Source organism: Phytoactinopolyspora halophila, from assembly GCF_003287285.1.
GTDB classification, from domain to species: Bacteria; Actinomycetota; Actinomycetes; order Jiangellales; family Jiangellaceae; genus Phytoactinopolyspora_A; species Phytoactinopolyspora_A halophila.
Genome location: NZ_QMIG01000035.1, coordinates 12,012 through 30,417 on the forward strand (window position 1 = coordinate 12,012; position 18,406 = coordinate 30,417).

Consider the following 18,406-nt stretch of genomic DNA (forward strand, 5'->3'; position numbering starts at 1 on the left):
CGACTGACGTTCTCACTCTGTCGGTTCGAGCAGATCGCCGAACCTCGCGATCATGTCGACCTCACGGAGCCGCCATGCCTCATCGGCACCGATGTGCTCGACCATTCCCAGCGTGTCCGCGAACGGGTCGCCGATCTGATCGAGTCGCGTTCGCAGCTCCGCGGCCAGTGAGCTACGGACCGCGGTGTGCTGGGCCGAGTCGATCAAGTTCTCCAGTTGCCAGGGGTCGGCGTCGTTGTCGAAGAGCAGCCACGGCGTACGTCCCAGGGTCTCGGCATACGTCCACCGCTGGGACCGCAGCCCCCGCCATTCCGGGACCCCTTGCAAGAGCGCCTCGTCGAACCGGCACTGGTTCATGATGAGGACAGCGTCGTCGGCGTTGGAGCCGCCCCGCAGGCCAGCCTCCAGGCTTGTGCCGTGCATCCCCTCCAAGGGTTCCAGTCCGGCCAGGCCCAGGAGTGTCGGCACGAGGTCCACCGTCGAGCAGGGGGCGTCGTACGTGTGGCCGGCGGGCAGCAGCTCGGGGCAGCGGACGATGAGGGGTATGTGAATGGCCTCCTCATGGGGCAGTTGCTTCTTCATCCAGCCATGAGCCCACAGCATGTCGCCGTGGTCGGAGGTGAACACGACGATGGTGTCGCGTTCGCGGTCCAGCCGGTCGAGCTCCCGGAGCAGCCTGCCCACCTGATCGTCGAGGGCCGAGATGGCCGCGTAGTAGGAACGGAACGTCTCACTTGGTTCAAGCCCGTCGGCCAGCGGGTTACCGTCGGCTGCCAGCAGGTTGGGCGGCAGGTCGATTCGGCCCGGGTCGTAGCGTTGCCGGTACTCTTCAGGCACCTGGTCATACGGGTCGTGTGGTGGCCCCCACGACAGGAAGAGCGCGAACGAGTCGTCGCTGGCGAGCGACTGGAGAAAATCGATCGCCAGGTCGGTCTGCACGACCGGTTCGTATCCGTCGGTCACGATGGGCCGCGGATCGTCGCGGTAGTAGATCGGCCTGAAGTAGTCGTGTGAGCAGTTGTAGGCGGCCCAGTAGTCAAAGCCGTGGCGGCGCTCTCCGACCGGGGTGAACTTGTTGCGCGGGACACCGTCGAGGTGCCACTTGCCGACGTAACCGGTGCGGTAGCCGGCGCCGTGCAGCGCCCGGCCGATCGACGGCACGTCCGGGTGCATCGGCATGTCGTTGGCGATAGCGCCATGCGCATGTGGGAACCGCCCCGTCAGCAGGGTGCCGCGATTCGGCGTGCAGACGGGCGAGTTCGCGTAGGCGCGACGGGCCAGCACCCCCTCGTGAGCCAGGCGGTCGATCCACGGCGTCTGGACGACCGGGCTGCCCATGCAGCCCAGATCGCGACCGCGCAGCTGGTCGGCGAAGAGGAACACCACGCTCGGTCGTCGGCTCATCGACATGTTCTCCCTGGTGAGACGTCTGGGGTACCGGACTGCATCGCTAGCCCAACGTCCGGCATATCAAGATCGAATGTAACGATCCATTTCTTTACCATGCAATGTGCTAACCATCTTCTAGCGATACCTTAGCAGCGAGATGAATCGTTACATATGCCGGCAAGCCGGCGTCGCCTAACCCGTGAGTACGAACCGTTCCGGCGTACCGGGAACGGCCTCCTGGTGCGCTTCCTGGCGGCAGATGAACGTTCGCGCGAGCGAAGCTACGGTTCACAGGGTGCTGTGATTGTTTCCCCGCTGTAGCGCACCGCTTGGGCTATCGCTTCGCCACGGCTATGCAGGCCGAGCTTGTCGAGCGTGCGCGCGACGTGGTGTTCCACGGTACGGCGGCTGATGTAGAGCCGGTCAGCGATCTCTGGGTTGGATAGCCCCTCGCCGAGCAGGGCGAGGACCTCGCGCTCGCGAGTGCTGAGCGGTGTCAGCCCTTTCGGCCCCGAACGAGCAGCGGCGATCCCGAGCTCACGCAACATCCCCGCGGCCTCGTTCGCCTCGCGGGCGGCGCCGAGGCCTTCGAAGGCCTTGAGCGCACGGCGCAGTTCGGCGGTGGCAGCCGGGGGATCATGGTGCGCGAGTGCGCCGCCGAGCTGCAGCCGCGTACGCGCAAGCTCAAGGGGCATCCCAAGCCGTGTGAACACCGCAAGTGCCCTGTCGAAGCGTGGACGTGCCTGCTCGACCCGGCGGTGTGCACGAGAGCTCGACCGTGCAACCGCATGCCGATCGCGGTGGCGATGTCATGGTCGTGGCGCTCCCCGGCCGCCGCGATTGCGCCTCCACGGTCCGCGGCTTGCGCTGCACGTCCTTGGGCCAACTCCGCTTCGCCGAGTAGCTCATGCAGCAGCAGGTCTTCGAGTGACGGCCAGTCAGCATCGCGCAGCCAGCAGCGCGGCGTGGACTCCGCGCTGGCTGGCTCGCCCCGGACGAGCGCGATCCTGGCAATAACAGGAGCAGCCGAACGGCGATCGTGGAGTTCGTCGACGAGCCGCTCCGCTTCCTCGACACTGCCGTACGCCAGCCGGAGGCTTGCCAGCCCTGTCAGGGCGTCGGCGTGAACGGCGGGCAAGGCGTTCCGGGACAGGCGCACGGCCGCCTGCAGTTCTTCTTCGGCCTGCACCCAGTCGCCGACGGCTGTCAGTACCGTGCCGTACAGAGTGCGGCAGCGAGCGGACAGGAACGCGCAGCCGAACCGGCGAACGAAACGGTCGGCAGCGCGAATCCACTGGACCGCGCGCTCGAACGCGGCACAACTGGTACAGGACCGCACCGTATTGCAACTGGCGTAGACGGCGGCGAACGGCGTGTTGCTCTCGCCGGCCAGCGAAGCCGCCATAGCTTCGTCGACATGTCTCATTCCCTCGCCGACGTGACCAAGTGTGATGAGCTTGGCGCCGATCTCACTGCGCGCACACAGTTCGAGGGAGCGGTCATCCTCCTGGTAGGCCAGGTCGAGCGCCTTGCGAGCCAGTGATTCGCCCTCGTCCAGTCCGACGGTTTCCGCCTCGTAGAGCAAGACCCAGCCACGCAGCGCCTCGATGTCGTAATCATCGACGAGTGTGCGCGCGCGGGCGAGCCAGCCGGAGGCGGCGGCGTCGTTGCCGAGGTTGGAGTAGTTCCGCAGCGCCAGCCAGAGCGCGACATCGGCAGCCGCAACGACATCACCACGACGCCGGTACGCCGCGTACGCTCGTTCACGCTGTTCGATTGCGGTGAGGACATCGCCGAGCCACCACAGCGCCTCCCCGAGCCCGGCTAGCGCCTCGGCCGTCTCGGCGATGTCCAACGCTGCGGCGAACGCGTCGCGGGCGGCGGCCCAGTCCCCGTCGGCTAACGCCCGCTCGGCGTTCTCAAGGAGCGTGGGCCGTCGGCTCATAACCTCGATCGTACGAGAGATGAAGAGGTCCGGACAGCGACTGGGAGCAGCACGCCTGTGGTGTCGTTGCGACCGGATTAGGTGAATTCACCGATGTTCCGCAGCCGGCCTGGGTGCAACCGTGACGCCATACGCCATGTACAGGACGGACAGGCAGGGAGCTCACGTGACTGCTACCGAAACGCACGCACCGACCGTCGCCGACCAGGCCAAACCGCTGCTCAGCCACGCCGGCGGGTACGCCAGCCACCGCACCATCAGCATCGGCCTGCGCAACGGGCTGATCGAGGCCCTCGCAGCGGCCCCCGACGGCATCACCGCCGAACAGCTAGCCGCCCTGCGTCAGCTGGACAGCTTCTACGTATCCGTGTGGTGCCGGTCAGCCCTCGCTGCCGGGGTATGCACCCGGGACGGCGACCGCTACACGCTCGCTCCGCACATGGACACCCTGCTGCTCGACACCACCTCACCCGCGTATATCGGCGGGGTGTTCCTCATCCTCGAACAGCACGACATGTTCGACCGCTTCGAGCAGGTCCTCCCCACCGGCGAACGTCTGTGGTGGGACCAGTGCAGCCCGGAATGGATCGCCGGCGTCGCCACCACCGGCACCCCCTTCTACACCCGCCTAGTGCCCGACGGACTCGCCCACGTGCCCGGCCTGGCCGAGCAGCTGCAAACCTCCGGGCGCATCGTCGACACCGCCTGCGGCTCCGGCATCGGCCTGGTTCGCCTCGCCGAGGCCTACCCGGCGTGCGAGATCATCGGCGTGGACGGCGACTCCTACTCCATCGACCTCGCCCACCAACGCATCACCGACGCAGGCCTGGAGAACAGGGTCAGCCTGCAGATCAGCCCACTCGAAGAATGGACCCTCGACCGGCCCGCAACGCTGGTCATTAACAACATCTCCATGCACGAATGCCGCGACATCGACCGCGCAACCGACCGGGTCCGGGACGCGCTCGAACCCGGTGGCTGGTACGGATGCGCTTGCATGTGCGATAGCACGATAGATAGCATGCGTGTATGCCTAACGTACTCATCCGGGACGTGCCCAGTGATGACTTGGAGCAGCTCCGGTCCGCCGCGGCGGACCGGGGGCTGTCGTTGCAGGCATACCTGCGCGAGGCCGTTCACACTCAGGCGGCCCACTTGCGGCGGCGCCAAGTGCTTGATCGCACGGCACGCCGGTTGCACGGCCAGACCGCCGTCGCAGACGATGAACGGCTCGCCGTTCTGGACGCTGTGGACGACGCTCATACTGAGCGGGCCGAAGAACTCAGCGACCGGTCGACGTGATCGTCGACGCATCGGCGATCATCGACGCCGTCGCAGATGCTGGTCCGCGAGGAGAGGCGGCCCGCCGCGCGCTGGCTGAGCATCCGGCATCAGAGCCGTTAATTGCACCCGGCCACTTCGCATTCGAAGTCATGTCCGGGCTCCGGGCAGCCGCCAGTCGTCCGCAGCACCCATTCCAGCCCGAGGACATCGAACAAGCGCTGCTAGACGCCGAGCAGCTCGAGGTCAGCATGGACGCCGTGACCTGGGTAGATGTGCACCGCGCGTGGGCACTGTCCTCCGCGCTCAGATACGCCGACGCCATCTATGTGGCCTGCGCCGAGCGCCACCGCATGGCTCTTCTGACCAGCGATGGCCGTATCGCCCGGTCCGGCCAGCAGATACGCTGCGAAATCGTTACCATCACACCCGAATCATGATCCTGAGGGCCAAACTCGACAGAAACTCGTGACCGGCGGCGGCCACCTCACCCAAAACTCGCGTGCGGCGCCGTATGCATGTCTGCCTGCAAACAGATAATCCGCTTCGGCGAGTACGAACGGTGAGAGCAACAGCTCTTCATCGGTGCCCGCGACAACCAACGCCGCATCGTTCTCGTCGGCGGTCAACGGCGTCTCGCTACGAGAACCGCCAACCCTGGGGTGCTGGCGCCGCGGCTTGTCATCGCCGGCCACGACGGCACCGGGCAGGGTGATTGTTCGCGAGACGCCACGACGGGTTCGCATGGCGTCCAGCGCCAATTAACGGGCATTACTTTCATTCCAGACAGGATGGGCACTGCTCGACAATCAACCACGAGAGGAGTCACGTGTCCGATACCGTGCACGGCCCTCCCCGGCGCTCCACCCTCCTGTCCCTCTCCACCGGCCTCGTCGCGCTCACCTCGACGGCACTCGCCCTGGTCGCACCCGGCCCGGCCGGCTCGGACCTGCCGGCCGCCGCGTCACCGGTCACATCCGTCGACGCCGACGAGCCGATCGAGACGGCCACCGAGTCGCGACCGGTCGCCGCCGGTGTCATGGCCGAGGAAACCGAGACGATCGGCCCACGTGGCTGGCAGGTCACCAACGCGATCACGGTGGACATCACCGACGGCGCCAGCGTCGGCTACCTGTCCACCGGAAGTCTTACCGACCTCGCTCCGGTCACCGAGCAAGCGGCCGCCGAGGACGCCGTCGCGGCGGTGAACGGCGACTTCTACGACATCAACAACTCCGGCGCCCCGATCGGAGCGGCGTTCGCCGACGGCCGGCTGCTGAAATCGCCCTCCGGCAACCGCACCCGCATGGTCGCCTTCGCCGAGGACGGCACCGGACGGATCACCCACGTCGAATTCGACGGCACGGTCGAGCTGCCCGACGGCGACCAACCCATCGACCGGCTGAACAGCTCCGACCTGCCCTCGGGCAGCATCGGCGCCTACGACGCGAGCTGGGGTGACTATCCGCGCACCCGCGCCGTCCAAGGCGTCGACGACGTCACCGAGGTGATCGTCGTCGACGGTGCCGTCAGCGACGTGACCGACACACCCGGTGAAGGCCAGCTCCCAGACGGTGCCGTGGCCCTCGTCGGCCGCGACGGCGGCGCCGAGATTCTCGACGAGCTGGAACCCGGCGACGAGGTCACGGTGGAATGGGACGCCCGCGCCGCGGACGGCGGCCCCGTCGACACCGCCATCGGCACCGGCGACCTGCTCGTCGACGACGGCCAGGTGCAAGACGTCAACGACTCCACCTACGCCGCCCGCACCGCCATCGGCTTCTCCGAGGACGGCACCGAGATCACCATCCTGAGCGCCGACGGCGACAACTACAGCCACAGCCGCGGAGCCACGCTGGCAGAGATGGCCCGGATGATGGCCGATCGTGGTGTGCGCACCGCGGTGGAGATCGACGGTGGCGGCTCCTCGACCATGGTCACCCGCCTGCCCGGCACGGACACCCTGCAGGTGGACAACGAGCTCAGCGACGGTGGCCTGCGCAACGTGTCGAACGGCCTGGGCATCTTCGCTCCCGAGACCAGCGGCACCACCACCGGGCTGTGGCTGCAGACAGCCCTGAACTCCGACGAGGCCGCCAGTGACGCGCCCGTCGGCGGCGGCCGGCCGGACCGCGCCTTTGCCGGGCTGCGCCGTACCCTGTCCGCCACGCCGCACGACGAGACCTACGGCCCGGCCACCGACGACCCCAAGCTGACCTGGGAAACCGGCAACGGCAGCGTCACCGGTGACGGGCACACGGGCGTCGTCGTCCCGGATGAACCCGGCACCGCCACCGTCACCGCCGCCGCCGGCTCCGTAGACGCCGAGCAGACCCTCGACGTCCTGGGGGCACCGGCACGGATCACTCCGACCGAGCGCTCGGTCAACATCGCCTCGCTCGACGACACCGCCACCTTCGGCGTGCTCGGATACGACGAGCACGGCACCTCCGCGCCGATCGAACCGGGCGACGTCGAGCTCGACTACGACACGTCCCTGTTCGACGTGCGGGCCGACGGCGTGCGCGGGTTCGAAGTTGTGCCGCACGAGAACGGCGTCGGCGGCCTGGTGACCGTGCGTGTCGGCGACACCGAGACCTCCGTCGGGGTGAGCGTCGGCGTGGAAAAGCAGATGCTCGACACGTTCGACGACCCGTCCGACTGGTACGCGTACGGCGTGCGCGCCGACGCCGAGGTCGAACCCACCGAGAACGGCGAGGATGGCGCCGGCCTGCGGCTGTCCTACGACTTCACCCAGGCCACCGCGACCCGCCTCGGCGTCTCCTCGCACAACGACTCGCTCGGCGTCTCCGGGCAGTCCCGATCCTTCGGCCTGTCCATCTACGGCCGAGGCCAAGGTGAATGGACCGCGTTCACCTTCGTCGACGCCGACGGCAACACATTGCCCGCCGTCTACGGCCCCTACATCACCTGGGAAGGCTGGCGCACCGTCGAACTCACGGTGCCGGAGGGCTATCCGCAGGAGCTGTACTTCAAGCGGCTGACCATCATCGAAACCAAGGCGTCCGCCCAATACACCGGTGACGTACTGATCGACAACCTGTACGTGAACGCGGCACCCACCGTCGACGTCCCGCCCGAGCCGGACGTCACCGATCCCGTCGTCGCTCAGGACGCCGCCGCAGGCGACGCCGAGTGGACGTTCGCCGTGTTCAACGACGCGCAGTTCGTCGCCCGCAATCCCGACTCCGCCCTGGTGGAAGGGGCCAGGCGGACACTGCGGGAGATCAAGGCGTCCGACGCCGACTTCCTCGTGATCGCCGGAGATCTGGTGGACGAGGCCTCCACCGCCGACTTCGAACTGGCGCAGCAGATCCTCGACGAGGAGATCGGCGATGCGCTGCCCTACTACTACGTTCCCGGCAATCACGAGGTGATGGGTGCTGACATCGAGAATTTCCAGAACCACTTCGGCGACACGCACCAGACCTTCGACCATGAAGGCACCCGGTTCATCACACTCGACACGTCGCTGGGCACGCTTCACGGCGGCGGTTTCGAACAGATCGCCATGCTGCGCTCGGCTCTGGACGACGCGGCCGACGACGAGGCCATCGACTCCGTCGCCGTCATCGCACACCACCCGCCGCGTGATCCCACGCCGTCGAAGAACAGCCAGCTGGCCGACCGGCACGAGGCGGCGCTCATCGAGAACTGGCTCGCCGACTTCCAGTACCAGACCGGCAAGGGCGCGGCCTTCATCGGCGGGCACGTGGGCACGTTCCACGCGTCGTCGGTGGACGGCGTCCCCTACGTCATCAACGGCAACTCCGCGAAGTCGCCGTCCACCGGGACCACCGACGGCGGGTTTACCGGATGGTCGATGTTCGGCGTGTCCCCCGTGTCCGACGACGAGCAGGAGAACGCGCGGCAGGCCGCCCACGTCGGCGGGCCGGACTGGGTCACCGCCGAGCTCCGGCCCCACGTCGACGAGCTAACCCTATCCGTGCCGCAACAGGTGCGGGTAGGCGACACGGCGTCCCTATCGGCCACGATCACCCAGGGCAGCCGGGAGATCCCGGTGACCTACCCGGTCAGCTCGGCGTGGGAACCGAGCAGGCAGGTCCACGTGGGCTCGCCCGACGACGCGCGAGCCCGCCACTCCGCCGTGTACGACCCGCGGATGCGTGAGCTCACCGCCCTGCGTCCGGGACTGGTGACGCTCTCGGTGACCGTCAACGACACCACCGAGCACCAGCGGATCCGTCTCGTCCGCGACCCTCGATGAGCCGGACGCACCACTGCTGAGCGCGACGACGGTTCGGCGGCGCCGACGACCGTGTGACCCTCCACGGTTCCCGACCAAACGAACACGGATGGTGCGACCAGATGAACACGACAACAGCCTTGAAAGGGTAGACAAGCATGCCGCGAGTGCCAGCAGATGGGCCTGCGGTACGGATAGGTGACCGTTCCTCGTCACGCTGCCAGGGTCGGCTGGCGTGTTCGTGATGCTCTCGAACTCGATGGGGTCAAACGTGTGAGGCGGGTTTGGCGTCGGCGGCGGTGTCTCGACGAGCGCGCGAGCTGGCAGAGATGCCGACCCCACGACGGGCAGGTCCAAGGCTTGCCACAGGTCGCGGGCACGCAGCGGCCGGCCGAGGTCGCCGCGGGCGAAAACCCACGAAACGTCCTCTCAGGAAATAGGCGACAGCGTCGCCGGTGACAACCTCAGTATCCGCGATCCAGGTCGATGACGCCGACAAGGTCCTCGCCTGCCATCCAACGCCGGATATTCCCGGTCAGCCGCTGGTGGAAACCCCGCAGCGTCATTGCCGCGTCAGCCACGTGCGGCGTCACGATGACCTTGGGATGCCCCCACAGTGGATGGGCAGCTGGGAGTGGCTCCGGGTCGGTCACATCCAGGCCCGCGCCGGCAATGCTGGCGCTGTCCAGTGCCCTGACGAGCGCCTCGGTGTCCACGATGGGACCGCGCGCGATGTTGATGAGCCAGGCGGTTTGCTTCATCGCATCGAGCTCGGCCGAGCCGACCAGATGACGGGTGTCGGGGGTGTCGGGGGCGGCGACAACCACATGATCCACTGCCTCCCAGAAATCGCCGATCTCCGCTACTGGTCGGGTTTCGACAGCTCCGGGCACGGGATGACCGCCGCGATTCACGACTGACGCCTCTGCCCCCAGAGCAGCGAGGGCCGGGATCAGGGCGCGGGCGATACTTCCGCCACCTACGATCCCCACCACGGACCCGGCCAGCGTCCCCACGCGGGGCAATAGGTCCGTCCTGGCCCATTCCGCGGACCGAAGACACTCCGGAAGCAGCCGGACCCCCGCCAAGAGCAACGTCAGCGCGTGTTCGGCCACCGGAGTCGCGCACACACCCACGGCTGACGTCCACACGCGCGCTCGATCGATAATCCCTGCCTCCACCCATCGTTCGACGCCAGCAGACGGAAGCTGCACCCATTCGATGCCGGCAGGAAGCGACTTCGGGAAACTAGCCAAATCAGTCCATGCAGTCCAGGCGAGAGCCTGGGCGCCGGCGAGATCGACCACGACAGCACCTGCCTGGCGAACCATCTCGACGATAGCCTCGTCCGCGTGCGGTGCGATGGCAAGGCGCAACGGTTCCGATCGCACGCGCTACGACCCCCTTCTCCTTCGATTGACCCTGATGATGCACCGACGTGTTCATCGAGTCCTTGGCGCAAGCCAGTTACGCGACAGAGCCACGAGGAACAACCCACTCCGTCGACTGACCGGTCACACTCGCGATCGTTTCGAAGTCCGCGTCATAGTGCAAGATCGTCAGCCCTTCGATCTCGGCCATGGCCGCCAGCAACAGATCAGCCACACCAGCAGACCGGTGCTCACCACGCTCAACCAGCCACGCCTGTATCTCCCTCGCTCGGAACTCAGCACGCGCAGGCATCAACACCGGAAACAAATGATCAAGTAGGTCGTCTCGCGTTGTCCGATAATCATTGATCGACCGCGCTGAAAAGCCCACCTCAAGTTCGGTCACGATGCTGACACCAACCAGACCCGCCTGCACCCGGGGCAGGACAACCTCGGCGACCGAATCCTCACCAATCCGAGCCAACACCGACTTGTCGATGAGCCACCGCGCAGGGCTCACTCCCATGCCTGGGCCATGACACTCGAATCCTTGAGGTCACGTGCGGCTTCACTGAATCGGCGAAGCGACTCACGGCTCACCGCCTGCCTGGAGGACGATTGAATCGTCCCCATCAGCGCAGCATTGACAGTCTCCTTGATCGTCACAGTTCCCAAGACCTGCTGAGCCTGCCGCAGCGTCTCGTCGTCGATGTCTACAAGGCGTTTACTCATCAGCAACTCCCACCAACGCGAATATATACGTGCACTGTCCAGTATATATACGAGAGGGGAGCCCCCGCTCGAAACACAGCACCAACCAGAGTTCCGGACACTGCGGGGCGGTTCACGACGTCGTCTGGCTAGGAGCCTCGCGCCCTGCCCGGAGACGGCGGCGGCAAGCAGCCATGGGTCAGACGTGTACCGGGCAGTGGCGCAAGAAAGCGCAGCGACCCTCGCCCGCCTCGAGGCGGGGGTGCCGCGAGTGTTCATGCCACCAGTGTGACGCGGCCACCGGTCAGTACTGGTTGCGGTCGGGCAAGCCGAGCTCGTCACGGAAGGCGTTCTCGGTGTAGTCGAAGTCGTAGTCGGGGTCGATCTCCTCCGCGGTGGTCCCGTCCCAGTCGGCATCCCACGGCAGGCCGACGTTCTGCCGCTCGATGAGCGGGGTCCCGTCGGAGTATCGGGCCTTGCCGTCGGGGTCGGACGGGTCACGAAACTGCTCGTGCTCCCCCGTGCGGTACTGGTTAATGTGGCCCAGCTCGTGGAAGAAGAAGACCGCCGGTGGTGTGATGTCGTAGTTCTCGGTGTAGCCCATGTCGTAGCCGGGGGCGAGGTGGTTGACATCGAGCTCCACCCGATAGTCGTCACCGGAGTAGGACGCGCTGTTGTTGCCACCGGGGTGCTCGGCGATGGTGACCTTGTCCTTGCCGAACCCGAGGAATCCCGAGTTGTCGTAGTGCTCGCCCTGGCGCTCTAGCATCTTCTGCCCCGTGGGGCTGGACGCCATCATGTGCAGATCGGCGAGCACCCGGTCCTTGAACTCCTGCGAGCCACCCACCTCGAACTCCAGCCACCGAAGGTACTCCTCCTCGGACGGGATCTCGACGATGACGACACTCTCGCCGGCGGGAGCGTCGTCGCCCTGCTCCATGTAGATCTCGTCGCGGCCGAGCTCGCCATCGATCGTGTCGTTGCCACCCCCGGCGTAGATGGTGTCGTTGCCGGTGCCGCCGAAGATGCGGTCGTCACCGTACCCGCCGGAGACAGTGTCCTGGCCATCGCCGCCGAAGATGCGGTCGTCACCGGCGGCGCCCTCGAGGTAGTCGCGCCCGGCACCGCCGAGAACGACGTCGTTCCCGTCCATCCCGTAGATGACGTCGTCGCCGTGCCGGCCGGCCAGGACGTCGTCGCCGGCGCCGCCGTCGATGTAACTGTCACCGCGGCCCCCGCTGACGAAGTCGTCACCGGTGCCGGTCTCGGTGGTGTCGAACCCGTCACCCCCGAACACCTCGATGTCGCCCTCGGATCCTTGAGCGGAGACGGTGTCGTCGCCGGCACCGGTGGCGAATCTGACGTGCACGGCTGTGCCGGGCGGCACGAAGATCTCGTCGCTCCCGCGTCCGGTATTGAGGACGACCTCCTCACCCGCCGCGATCCGCTCCGTAGTCACGTTTCCGGAGGCGTCGGTGATGGTGACGACGGTCTCGCCGCTGTCCGGGTCGATGCTCACCTCCACGTGGTCCGCGCCGTCGCCCGTGGTGATGACGCTCGTGCCGTCCAGAGAGGTCACCTGGACGCCGTAAGTGGTGCCGGTCGGGACGTCCCACCCCGGATCCGTGCCGTCCGCCGCGTCACCCCACGCCCTCGCCAGCGCGTAGAGGTCCCTGCCCAGTTCGAGGAGTGTCTCGTCGCGGTTCCTGACCAGGCCGATTGCATCGTCCACGATGCCCTGTGCGATATCGAACTCGGCGTAGACGTGGCTCAGATCGTCATCGTCGTTCCACGGGGTGAACGTCACCATCCCGTCGGCGCGCACGGCGGACTTCGTGCCAGCCGACGCCCGGGCGAAGCTGGTATCGAGCTCGTCCTGGGCATCGCGCACGTCGGTCTTGAGCTGGCCGAGCAGGTCCGCGATCTTCCCGCAGGCGTCCGAGGCATCGCCGAGGACGGTAGCCACTCGCCCGGCGTGCTCGAAGTAGCTGTCGGCCATACTGCACTCCCAGTTGAGACGCAGTTCGGCCGCACGGTCGCGCTGGTTGGTCGCCTCGTCGCCGAAGTCGGTTGCCAGGCTCTGCCACGCGTGCTGGGCGGTGTCGAGATACCCGGTGTTCGCCTGCAGATCCCACACGTCAGGGAGCGACACGGTCATGGTCTACCTCCGTCCTTCACGACCCGCCGGCGAGCGCGTCCGGCGGTAAATCGGTGGCCGTCGAGCAGACGAGCCGGCGATCAGGAGTGTGGTCGGCCATGGTCGGTGCGCCGGTCTCGCCGGGGTCAGGGGCGATCTGCACGCAGAACGACCATGACCTCGCGTTGGCCGGCAGGGTACTCGCGCCCGGCACCACGAAAACGTCGGTGTCTGGCGCGATACGCCGCAACGGAGTGAGAGCGAATGCGCGGCCGGTGACGCTCTCGCCGGGCTCGAGCCGCACCGCTGGCGCCCGGTACGCGGTGCCGCTGTCGGTGTCGGCGCCGGCGGTGGCGAAAATCTCCTTGGTAACGAGGATGCGCCCGGAGTCGTCGGAGTAAACCCAGCTGGACTCGGCGGTATCCGGGAGCGGGATGCCGATGGTGGGCGTGATGTCCGCGGGCCGCCGTTCCACCACGAGCACCGCTACGTCGGCGTTGTTGGTGACGGTGTACTCGGCGACCAGACCGGACGTCTCTGGCGGGTAATCGGGTCCAGTGGGCGCGCCGACACCGAGCTCCGCGTCGAGGGCGACATCGAGAGCAACGGGCGGCGTCGGCGTGCCGTCGCCACGATCGTCGCCGGGATCGCCTCCGCTGCAGCCGACGAGGATGCTCACGGCGACCGCCGCCGTGAGTATGCGGCACAGGACCATCGCCGGCACCATTCCTCTCGTCCTCGCATGGTGGCCGTCCCTTCGACGCTTCACGGCTCGGTACGATTCATGACCTCATCGATGTCACGGGAGGCGCGCTGGAGGTGCTCGCCGTCGGACTCGAGGACGGCGCAGAGGTTCTCCACCAACCGTGCGGAGGAGTACACGGCTGTGGTGTAGCTCTCGTGGATCATCACCCCGACGGCTGCCTGCCCGAGGCACGCGCGGTCGAATGTGCCCTGCTCACCTACGGCGGCGCCGGATTCGGTGAGGTCGCGCGACGAGGTGAGCATCCGGTTACCGACGTCACTGAGTGTCTCTGGGTTGGCCCTTACCCTGCTCATGTCATCATCACCCGCGCCTCCTTCAGCCGTTTCGCGATTGTGTGAGCTGATAGTACTAGCTTCGAAGGATGGTTCGGGTGCAGGCAGTCTGATCGACGGCCGGTTCATCATCTGCTGTCGGTCGGGAGCAATCCGGTGGTCAGACGGCGTGCTCGCTGGAGGGGGTCGGGCACGGTTTGAAGCAGCAATGCGGTGATCGTGCCTTCGTAGATCACCACGATGTCTGCCGCAGCCTGTTCGGGCTCGGCTGCGTCGGCTTCGCGGGCGAGTTCGGTTAGGCGTTGGCGCAGGTGCGTCTTGTGTCGGATGATCGCGGCCATGGCGGGGTGGTCGGCGTCGGTGATCTCGACAGCAGCGTCGACCTGCGCGCAGCCACGGTAGCGGCCCTCAGTGCCCCACCATCGCTGCAGGGCATCGAAAATCGCCAGGACGCGCTGCTGTCGGGTGGTGGCGGCGGCGATGGCGGCTTCCCAGTCAGCGCGCCAGCGGTCGTCTCGTTCTTCGAGGTAGGCGGCCACAAGCCGGTCTTTGCCACCGAAGTGCTTGTAGAGCGTGGCCAGGGCGACGCCCGCGCGCTCAACGACAGCGTCGATTCCGGTGGCGTTGATGCCCCGGGCATAGAAGAGCTCGCCGGCTGCGGCGAGCAGGCGTTCGCGGGCCGAGGTTGAAGGTTGCTTGGTGTGCACCACGCAACTAGTATAACGGTCGTTCTAGTAGAACGACCGTTATACCTTTGAGGAGTAGTTATGACCGAGCTCTTGGACCGCGAGGCCATCGTCGATGGCGTCCGACTGGCCTACCGTGATCGAGGTAGCGGCGAGCCGGTGGTGTTCCTGCACGGCACCCCGTCGCACTCGTTCATCTGGCGTGAGGTCGTTCCCGAGATCGAACGAGCCGGGTACCGAGTCGTGCTGTTCGACCTGCTGGGGTACGGCCGATCGGAACGGCCACTGACTCGTGACACCTCGGTGCGCGGACAAGTCGACGTCCTACAGGCGCTGCTGCAGCACCTGGGCATCGACCGGTTCTCCCTGGTCGCCCACGACATCGGCGGTGCCATCGCGCAGCTGCTGGCCACGGCTGCGCCCGAACGCGTGCATCGGCTGATGCTCATCGACACGGTCAGCTACGACTCCTGGCCCTCGGACACGTGGCAGGCGATCATCCGCGATCACCTCCAGAACTATGCCGCCATGCCGGCACGTGAGTTCGAAGCGATGCTGACCAGGCAACTGCGGATGACCGTGGCGAACCCGGACCGCATGAGTGGCCAGGTGTTGGAGGCCTACCTCGCTCCGCACCGATCCGCGCTGGGCCGGGCGTCGTTCTTCGAGCACCAAGTCCGGCACTACGACTCCAGCCCCACCCAGCAAGTCGTGCCCGCACTGACGCGATTGACCATGCCGGTGCGCCTGCTGTGGGGAGCCCAAGACACCTGGCAACCACTGACCTACGCCAAGCGACTCGCCGCAGACATCCCCGGCTCGGAGCTGGTTGTGATCGACAACGGCGGCCACTTCCTCATGGAAGACCAACCAAAACGCGTCCGCAGTGAGATCCTCGGCTTCCTGTGAGGATCCGTCAACGAGTCTGGGGCGGCAGCTCGAGGCGCTTGCTCGCCGAGGAGCGAGCAGAACTCCACGACCCCCTCGCGCCACGTCTGACGTTCACACCCGCCCCGCGCCAGGTCAGCGTAGACATGGACCCAGCACGGGGGATATGGCCGTGTCCGAGGAGGGACTCGCCCCCTTGACCTCACCCCACACCGCAATCCTCGACCTGGCCTGACCTGAGTCTTCTCCGCACCGTCAGCCGCATTGACTCAGCTGATCTTGTGACATACCTCGTGCCACATGTGCCAACCACCCGCACCGACTGGGGAAACTGCTCCTCATTCGGCAGCGGACGTTCTGCGGCGCCGACGGCGACCGTAGTGACGCAGGATCGCCTATGGCATCAATCCAGGTTCGCCGCGAACGCAATAGTGGCCCGCCCTCAAGGGCGGGCACTACTTCAGAATTCAGTCGAGCGTGCCGCTGGCGAAGTGCGAGCCCTTGAGCCGCTCGCGTGTGCGCCGCTGACGTGCGGCGTTCGGCACGATCGCCTTCGTGCGGTCAGCCTTCTTCACGATCCGGGCGGTCGGAAGCGTGCGTCCGGTCTTCTTCCTTGTGGTAACGGCCATGACGGTCTTCCTCCCCTTCTATGCCTTCATAGTACCCGGCCAGCCTTGGCGGGAGCCAGCGCCCGATCAATCTAGGCCAAGCAGACGATGAACCTTCTCCGACGATCTCCCAAGCCTCACCTGCCGTGACGAACTTGGCGCCTGTGGTCGTCCTATACGTGATGTCCCGCCGATGCACGGATTGAATATGGGAGCACACGACCTTGCCGTTCTGGCTTCGAAGCTTCACATCGAAGGTCCGTATCTTGGTGCTATCGGAACTCACTCGACAGGCAATGACAAACACGTATCCGACACGCTCCCCGTACTCCTCCGACGAAACGACGACCACCGGCTTGTCGGCCTCGCCCTCGATGTGGAGATCGGCAAATCGGATCTCGCGGGTCTGCGGGTACGCCCGTGGACGACGACCTGGCGTCGCCCCTGCTGTTGGCGTGAGAATCGCAGCGAGGTGCTGGCCGAGATCCTTTAGAATCTCATCTCCGACGCCCCACACGGCGTCGACCAGATCGTCCTTGCTGATAAGCATCACATCGTCATAGACGATCGTGCGCATTGTGCCCTCGACGTCAACCTCCGTCGCGTAAGGCGACGTCCCGTTCTCGGTCAGGTCACCCTCGTACACGCCAACCACGACGACGGGACGCGCGCCGGGTCCGAGGTGAGCGGCGCCGCGCTGAGATCATTGCGACGACGCTGCGGGTGGTCGAACGGCAGGTTCAATCGGTGGTTGCAACGAGCAGCTGGTTGAGCCGCTGTGAATCGCCCCGGGGTGATTCAGTGAGTCCAAACGGAAGTGTCCGAGGACCGACTCGCCCACTTAACCTCACCCATACCGTCACCCTCACCCTCGGCTGACCTGCACATTCATCGAAGGCAGACAGATACACCTGTTGGTGGCCAGCTAGAACTGCCCACCGGCGGCCAGTGGGTGGTGCCCTATGGCGGTCATGACGGAGTGTGGCTGGCGCGAAGGGTAGCTCTGGACCACGTCCGCGCCGGCTCTTCGTTCGATGACAGGACCCGGAGGGCCTGTCGACACGTCCTACCCTTGGACTGTGATCCTCCCCAAGGAGCGCGACCCTCGCCTCATCACGATCCGCAGAGGGGGCCTGCTCACCGACTCCGACCATCATCTACATGGGCTGTGGGCAGCGGCATGCGCCGAACACGTGCTGCACTTCTTCGAGGCTGAGCGCCCTTCGGACACGAGACCTCGCGAAGCGATTGAAGCCATCCGCACCTGGACGCAAGGATCGATGACGATGATGGCCACCCGCGCAGCAGGTGGCCATGCCATGGCGGCGGCGCGAGAGTTGACAGGAGCCGCCCGGCATGCCGCCTACGCCGCAGGCCAAGCCGCATGCGTAGCGCACGTCGCCGAGCACAACCTCGGCGCGGCCGCCTACGCCATCAAAGCAGCTCGCGCTGGTTCTCCAACCGCCGAGGATCTCGCCGGCCACCTCGAGTGTGAGTGGCAACGCGAACAGCTCCCGGACGCGATCCGTGAACTGGTCATCGAGGACCAACAGCGACGAAACGACATCTGCTGGCGCATGTTCGAGTTCTAGGTGTATGAGGCCATCACACCACCCGGACACATCTCGCCCAGCGCTCCACGCGACAATGAACCCTTCTGGCGCCGCGATCATGCACGCCGTTGGCCTCGTGCTGGCTGATCACGCCTTCGTCGGCCATCCATATCAGCAGCTTACGGATCCGCTCATACTGGTGACCCGGCGAGAGATGTTCCAGGACGCTCAAGGCATCGCCGTCATCCGTGGCGACCGTGTGACCGCGATGGACGCCGATCGCAACGCATGCCGCTTCGCCGGCGCGGAAACCCGCCGAACGCTTGACCGAGCGCGACCGGATTGAAGCCGAAAACGCCCGGCTCACACACCGGGCTCAGCTAACCGAGCGAGAAGTCCAAGAACTGATCAACTACGTCGGCGGCATTGCCTCAGCACTCACGAAAGCAGCCCGGCCCGACTGGCAACGGCGGCAAGACCGGCCTCGACCCCCGTCCGTCGATCTCCGCCTCGACGAGATCACCGCGGAGCCTGCGAGGACGGTAAGCAAGCTCTCGAGCCACAAAAGCCCG

General features: G+C 66.3%; 17 protein-coding genes. 5 read left to right on the forward strand and 12 right to left on the reverse strand.

Features of this window, described 5'->3' with window-relative positions:
- Window positions 1-12 precede the first annotated feature (12 nt).
- The 3 genes from DPM12_RS20270 to DPM12_RS23325 form a co-directional block, all read right to left on the reverse strand.
- Entirely contained in the window at window positions 13-1,404 is a 1,392-nt protein-coding gene (locus tag DPM12_RS20270) for a sulfatase family protein (protein WP_158542975.1), read from the reverse strand.
- Between the two features lie 266 nt (window positions 1,405-1,670).
- Complete coding sequence (locus tag DPM12_RS23320) at window positions 1,671-1,937, reverse strand: response regulator transcription factor (protein WP_158542976.1); 267 nt, start codon at window positions 1,935-1,937, stop codon at window positions 1,671-1,673.
- On the reverse strand, window positions 1,886-3,334 hold the full coding sequence (locus tag DPM12_RS23325; protein WP_158542977.1) for a hypothetical protein: 1,449 nt from the start codon (window positions 3,332-3,334) through the stop codon (window positions 1,886-1,888). The genes DPM12_RS23320 and DPM12_RS23325 overlap by 52 nt, the downstream gene beginning before the upstream one ends.
- Window positions 3,335-3,500: 166 nt before the next feature.
- Here DPM12_RS23325 and DPM12_RS20280 point away from each other — a divergent pair, with 166 nt between their 5' ends.
- The 3 genes from DPM12_RS20280 to DPM12_RS20290 all read left to right on the forward strand — a co-directional run bounded on the left by DPM12_RS20280 (window position 3,501) and on the right by DPM12_RS20290 (window position 8,864).
- The gene (locus DPM12_RS20280) at window positions 3,501-4,715 is read left to right on the forward strand and encodes a class I SAM-dependent methyltransferase (RefSeq protein ID WP_158542978.1); all 1,215 of its coding nucleotides are present in this window, start codon (window positions 3,501-3,503) and stop codon (window positions 4,713-4,715) included.
- A complete protein-coding gene (locus tag DPM12_RS20285; protein ID WP_112260178.1) occupies window positions 4,633-5,055 on the forward strand; it encodes a type II toxin-antitoxin system VapC family toxin in 423 nt (140 codons plus the stop codon). Before DPM12_RS20280 ends, DPM12_RS20285 begins: the two co-directional genes overlap by 83 nt.
- Window positions 5,056-5,444: 389 nt before the next feature.
- The gene (locus tag DPM12_RS20290) at window positions 5,445-8,864 is read left to right on the forward strand and encodes a phosphodiester glycosidase family protein (protein ID WP_112260179.1); all 3,420 of its coding nucleotides are present in this window, start codon (window positions 5,445-5,447) and stop codon (window positions 8,862-8,864) included.
- A 443-nt stretch (window positions 8,865-9,307) separates the two neighbouring features.
- Here the strand turns inward: DPM12_RS20290 and DPM12_RS20295 are convergent, their stop codons facing one another.
- The 7 genes from DPM12_RS20295 to DPM12_RS20325 all read right to left on the reverse strand — a co-directional run bounded on the left by DPM12_RS20295 (window position 9,308) and on the right by DPM12_RS20325 (window position 14,809).
- Window positions 9,308-10,174 (reverse strand): NAD(P)-dependent oxidoreductase, encoded by an 867-nt coding sequence (locus DPM12_RS20295; RefSeq protein ID WP_112260201.1) that lies wholly within the window; start codon window positions 10,172-10,174, stop codon window positions 9,308-9,310.
- A gap of 136 nt (window positions 10,175-10,310) precedes the next feature.
- Window positions 10,311-10,739, reverse strand: a complete 429-nt coding sequence (locus DPM12_RS20300; protein ID WP_112260180.1) for a PIN domain nuclease — start codon at window positions 10,737-10,739, stop codon at window positions 10,311-10,313.
- The gene (locus DPM12_RS20305) at window positions 10,730-10,945 is read right to left on the reverse strand and encodes a type II toxin-antitoxin system VapB family antitoxin (protein ID WP_112260181.1); all 216 of its coding nucleotides are present in this window, start codon (window positions 10,943-10,945) and stop codon (window positions 10,730-10,732) included. The genes DPM12_RS20300 and DPM12_RS20305 overlap by 10 nt, the downstream gene beginning before the upstream one ends.
- A 283-nt stretch (window positions 10,946-11,228) precedes the next feature.
- Window positions 11,229-13,082 (reverse strand): M91 family zinc metallopeptidase, encoded by a 1,854-nt coding sequence (locus DPM12_RS20310; protein ID WP_112260182.1) that lies wholly within the window; start codon window positions 13,080-13,082, stop codon window positions 11,229-11,231.
- Between the two features lie 16 nt (window positions 13,083-13,098).
- Entirely contained in the window at window positions 13,099-13,788 is a 690-nt protein-coding gene (locus DPM12_RS20315) for a hypothetical protein (protein ID WP_112260183.1), read from the reverse strand.
- A gap of 38 nt (window positions 13,789-13,826) precedes the next feature.
- On the reverse strand, window positions 13,827-14,120 hold the full coding sequence (locus tag DPM12_RS20320) for a hypothetical protein (protein WP_123788450.1): 294 nt from the start codon (window positions 14,118-14,120) through the stop codon (window positions 13,827-13,829).
- A 107-nt stretch (window positions 14,121-14,227) separates the two neighbouring features.
- Window positions 14,228-14,809: a TetR/AcrR family transcriptional regulator gene (locus DPM12_RS20325; protein ID WP_112260185.1), complete on the reverse strand. Its 582-nt coding sequence runs from the start codon at window positions 14,807-14,809 to the stop codon at window positions 14,228-14,230.
- Between the two features lie 57 nt (window positions 14,810-14,866).
- Between DPM12_RS20325 and DPM12_RS20330 the strand changes: the two genes are divergently transcribed.
- On the forward strand, window positions 14,867-15,694 hold the full coding sequence (locus tag DPM12_RS20330) for an alpha/beta fold hydrolase (RefSeq protein WP_112260186.1): 828 nt from the start codon (window positions 14,867-14,869) through the stop codon (window positions 15,692-15,694).
- 540 nt (window positions 15,695-16,234) lie between these two features.
- Here DPM12_RS20330 and DPM12_RS20335 read toward each other — a convergent pair.
- Window positions 16,235-16,927: a type II toxin-antitoxin system PemK/MazF family toxin gene (locus DPM12_RS20335; protein WP_158542979.1), complete on the reverse strand. Its 693-nt coding sequence runs from the start codon at window positions 16,925-16,927 to the stop codon at window positions 16,235-16,237.
- Between the two features lie 433 nt (window positions 16,928-17,360).
- On the opposite strand from DPM12_RS20335, the gene DPM12_RS20345 reads away from it, so the two are divergent.
- The gene (locus DPM12_RS20345) at window positions 17,361-17,873 is read left to right on the forward strand and encodes a putative immunity protein (protein ID WP_112260188.1); all 513 of its coding nucleotides are present in this window, start codon (window positions 17,361-17,363) and stop codon (window positions 17,871-17,873) included.
- Between the two features lie 13 nt (window positions 17,874-17,886).
- On the opposite strand, the gene DPM12_RS22965 is transcribed toward DPM12_RS20345, so the two are convergent.
- Window positions 17,887-18,201 (reverse strand): hypothetical protein, encoded by a 315-nt coding sequence (locus tag DPM12_RS22965; RefSeq protein ID WP_123788449.1) that lies wholly within the window; start codon window positions 18,199-18,201, stop codon window positions 17,887-17,889.
- Window positions 18,202-18,406: the final 205 nt, after the last annotated feature.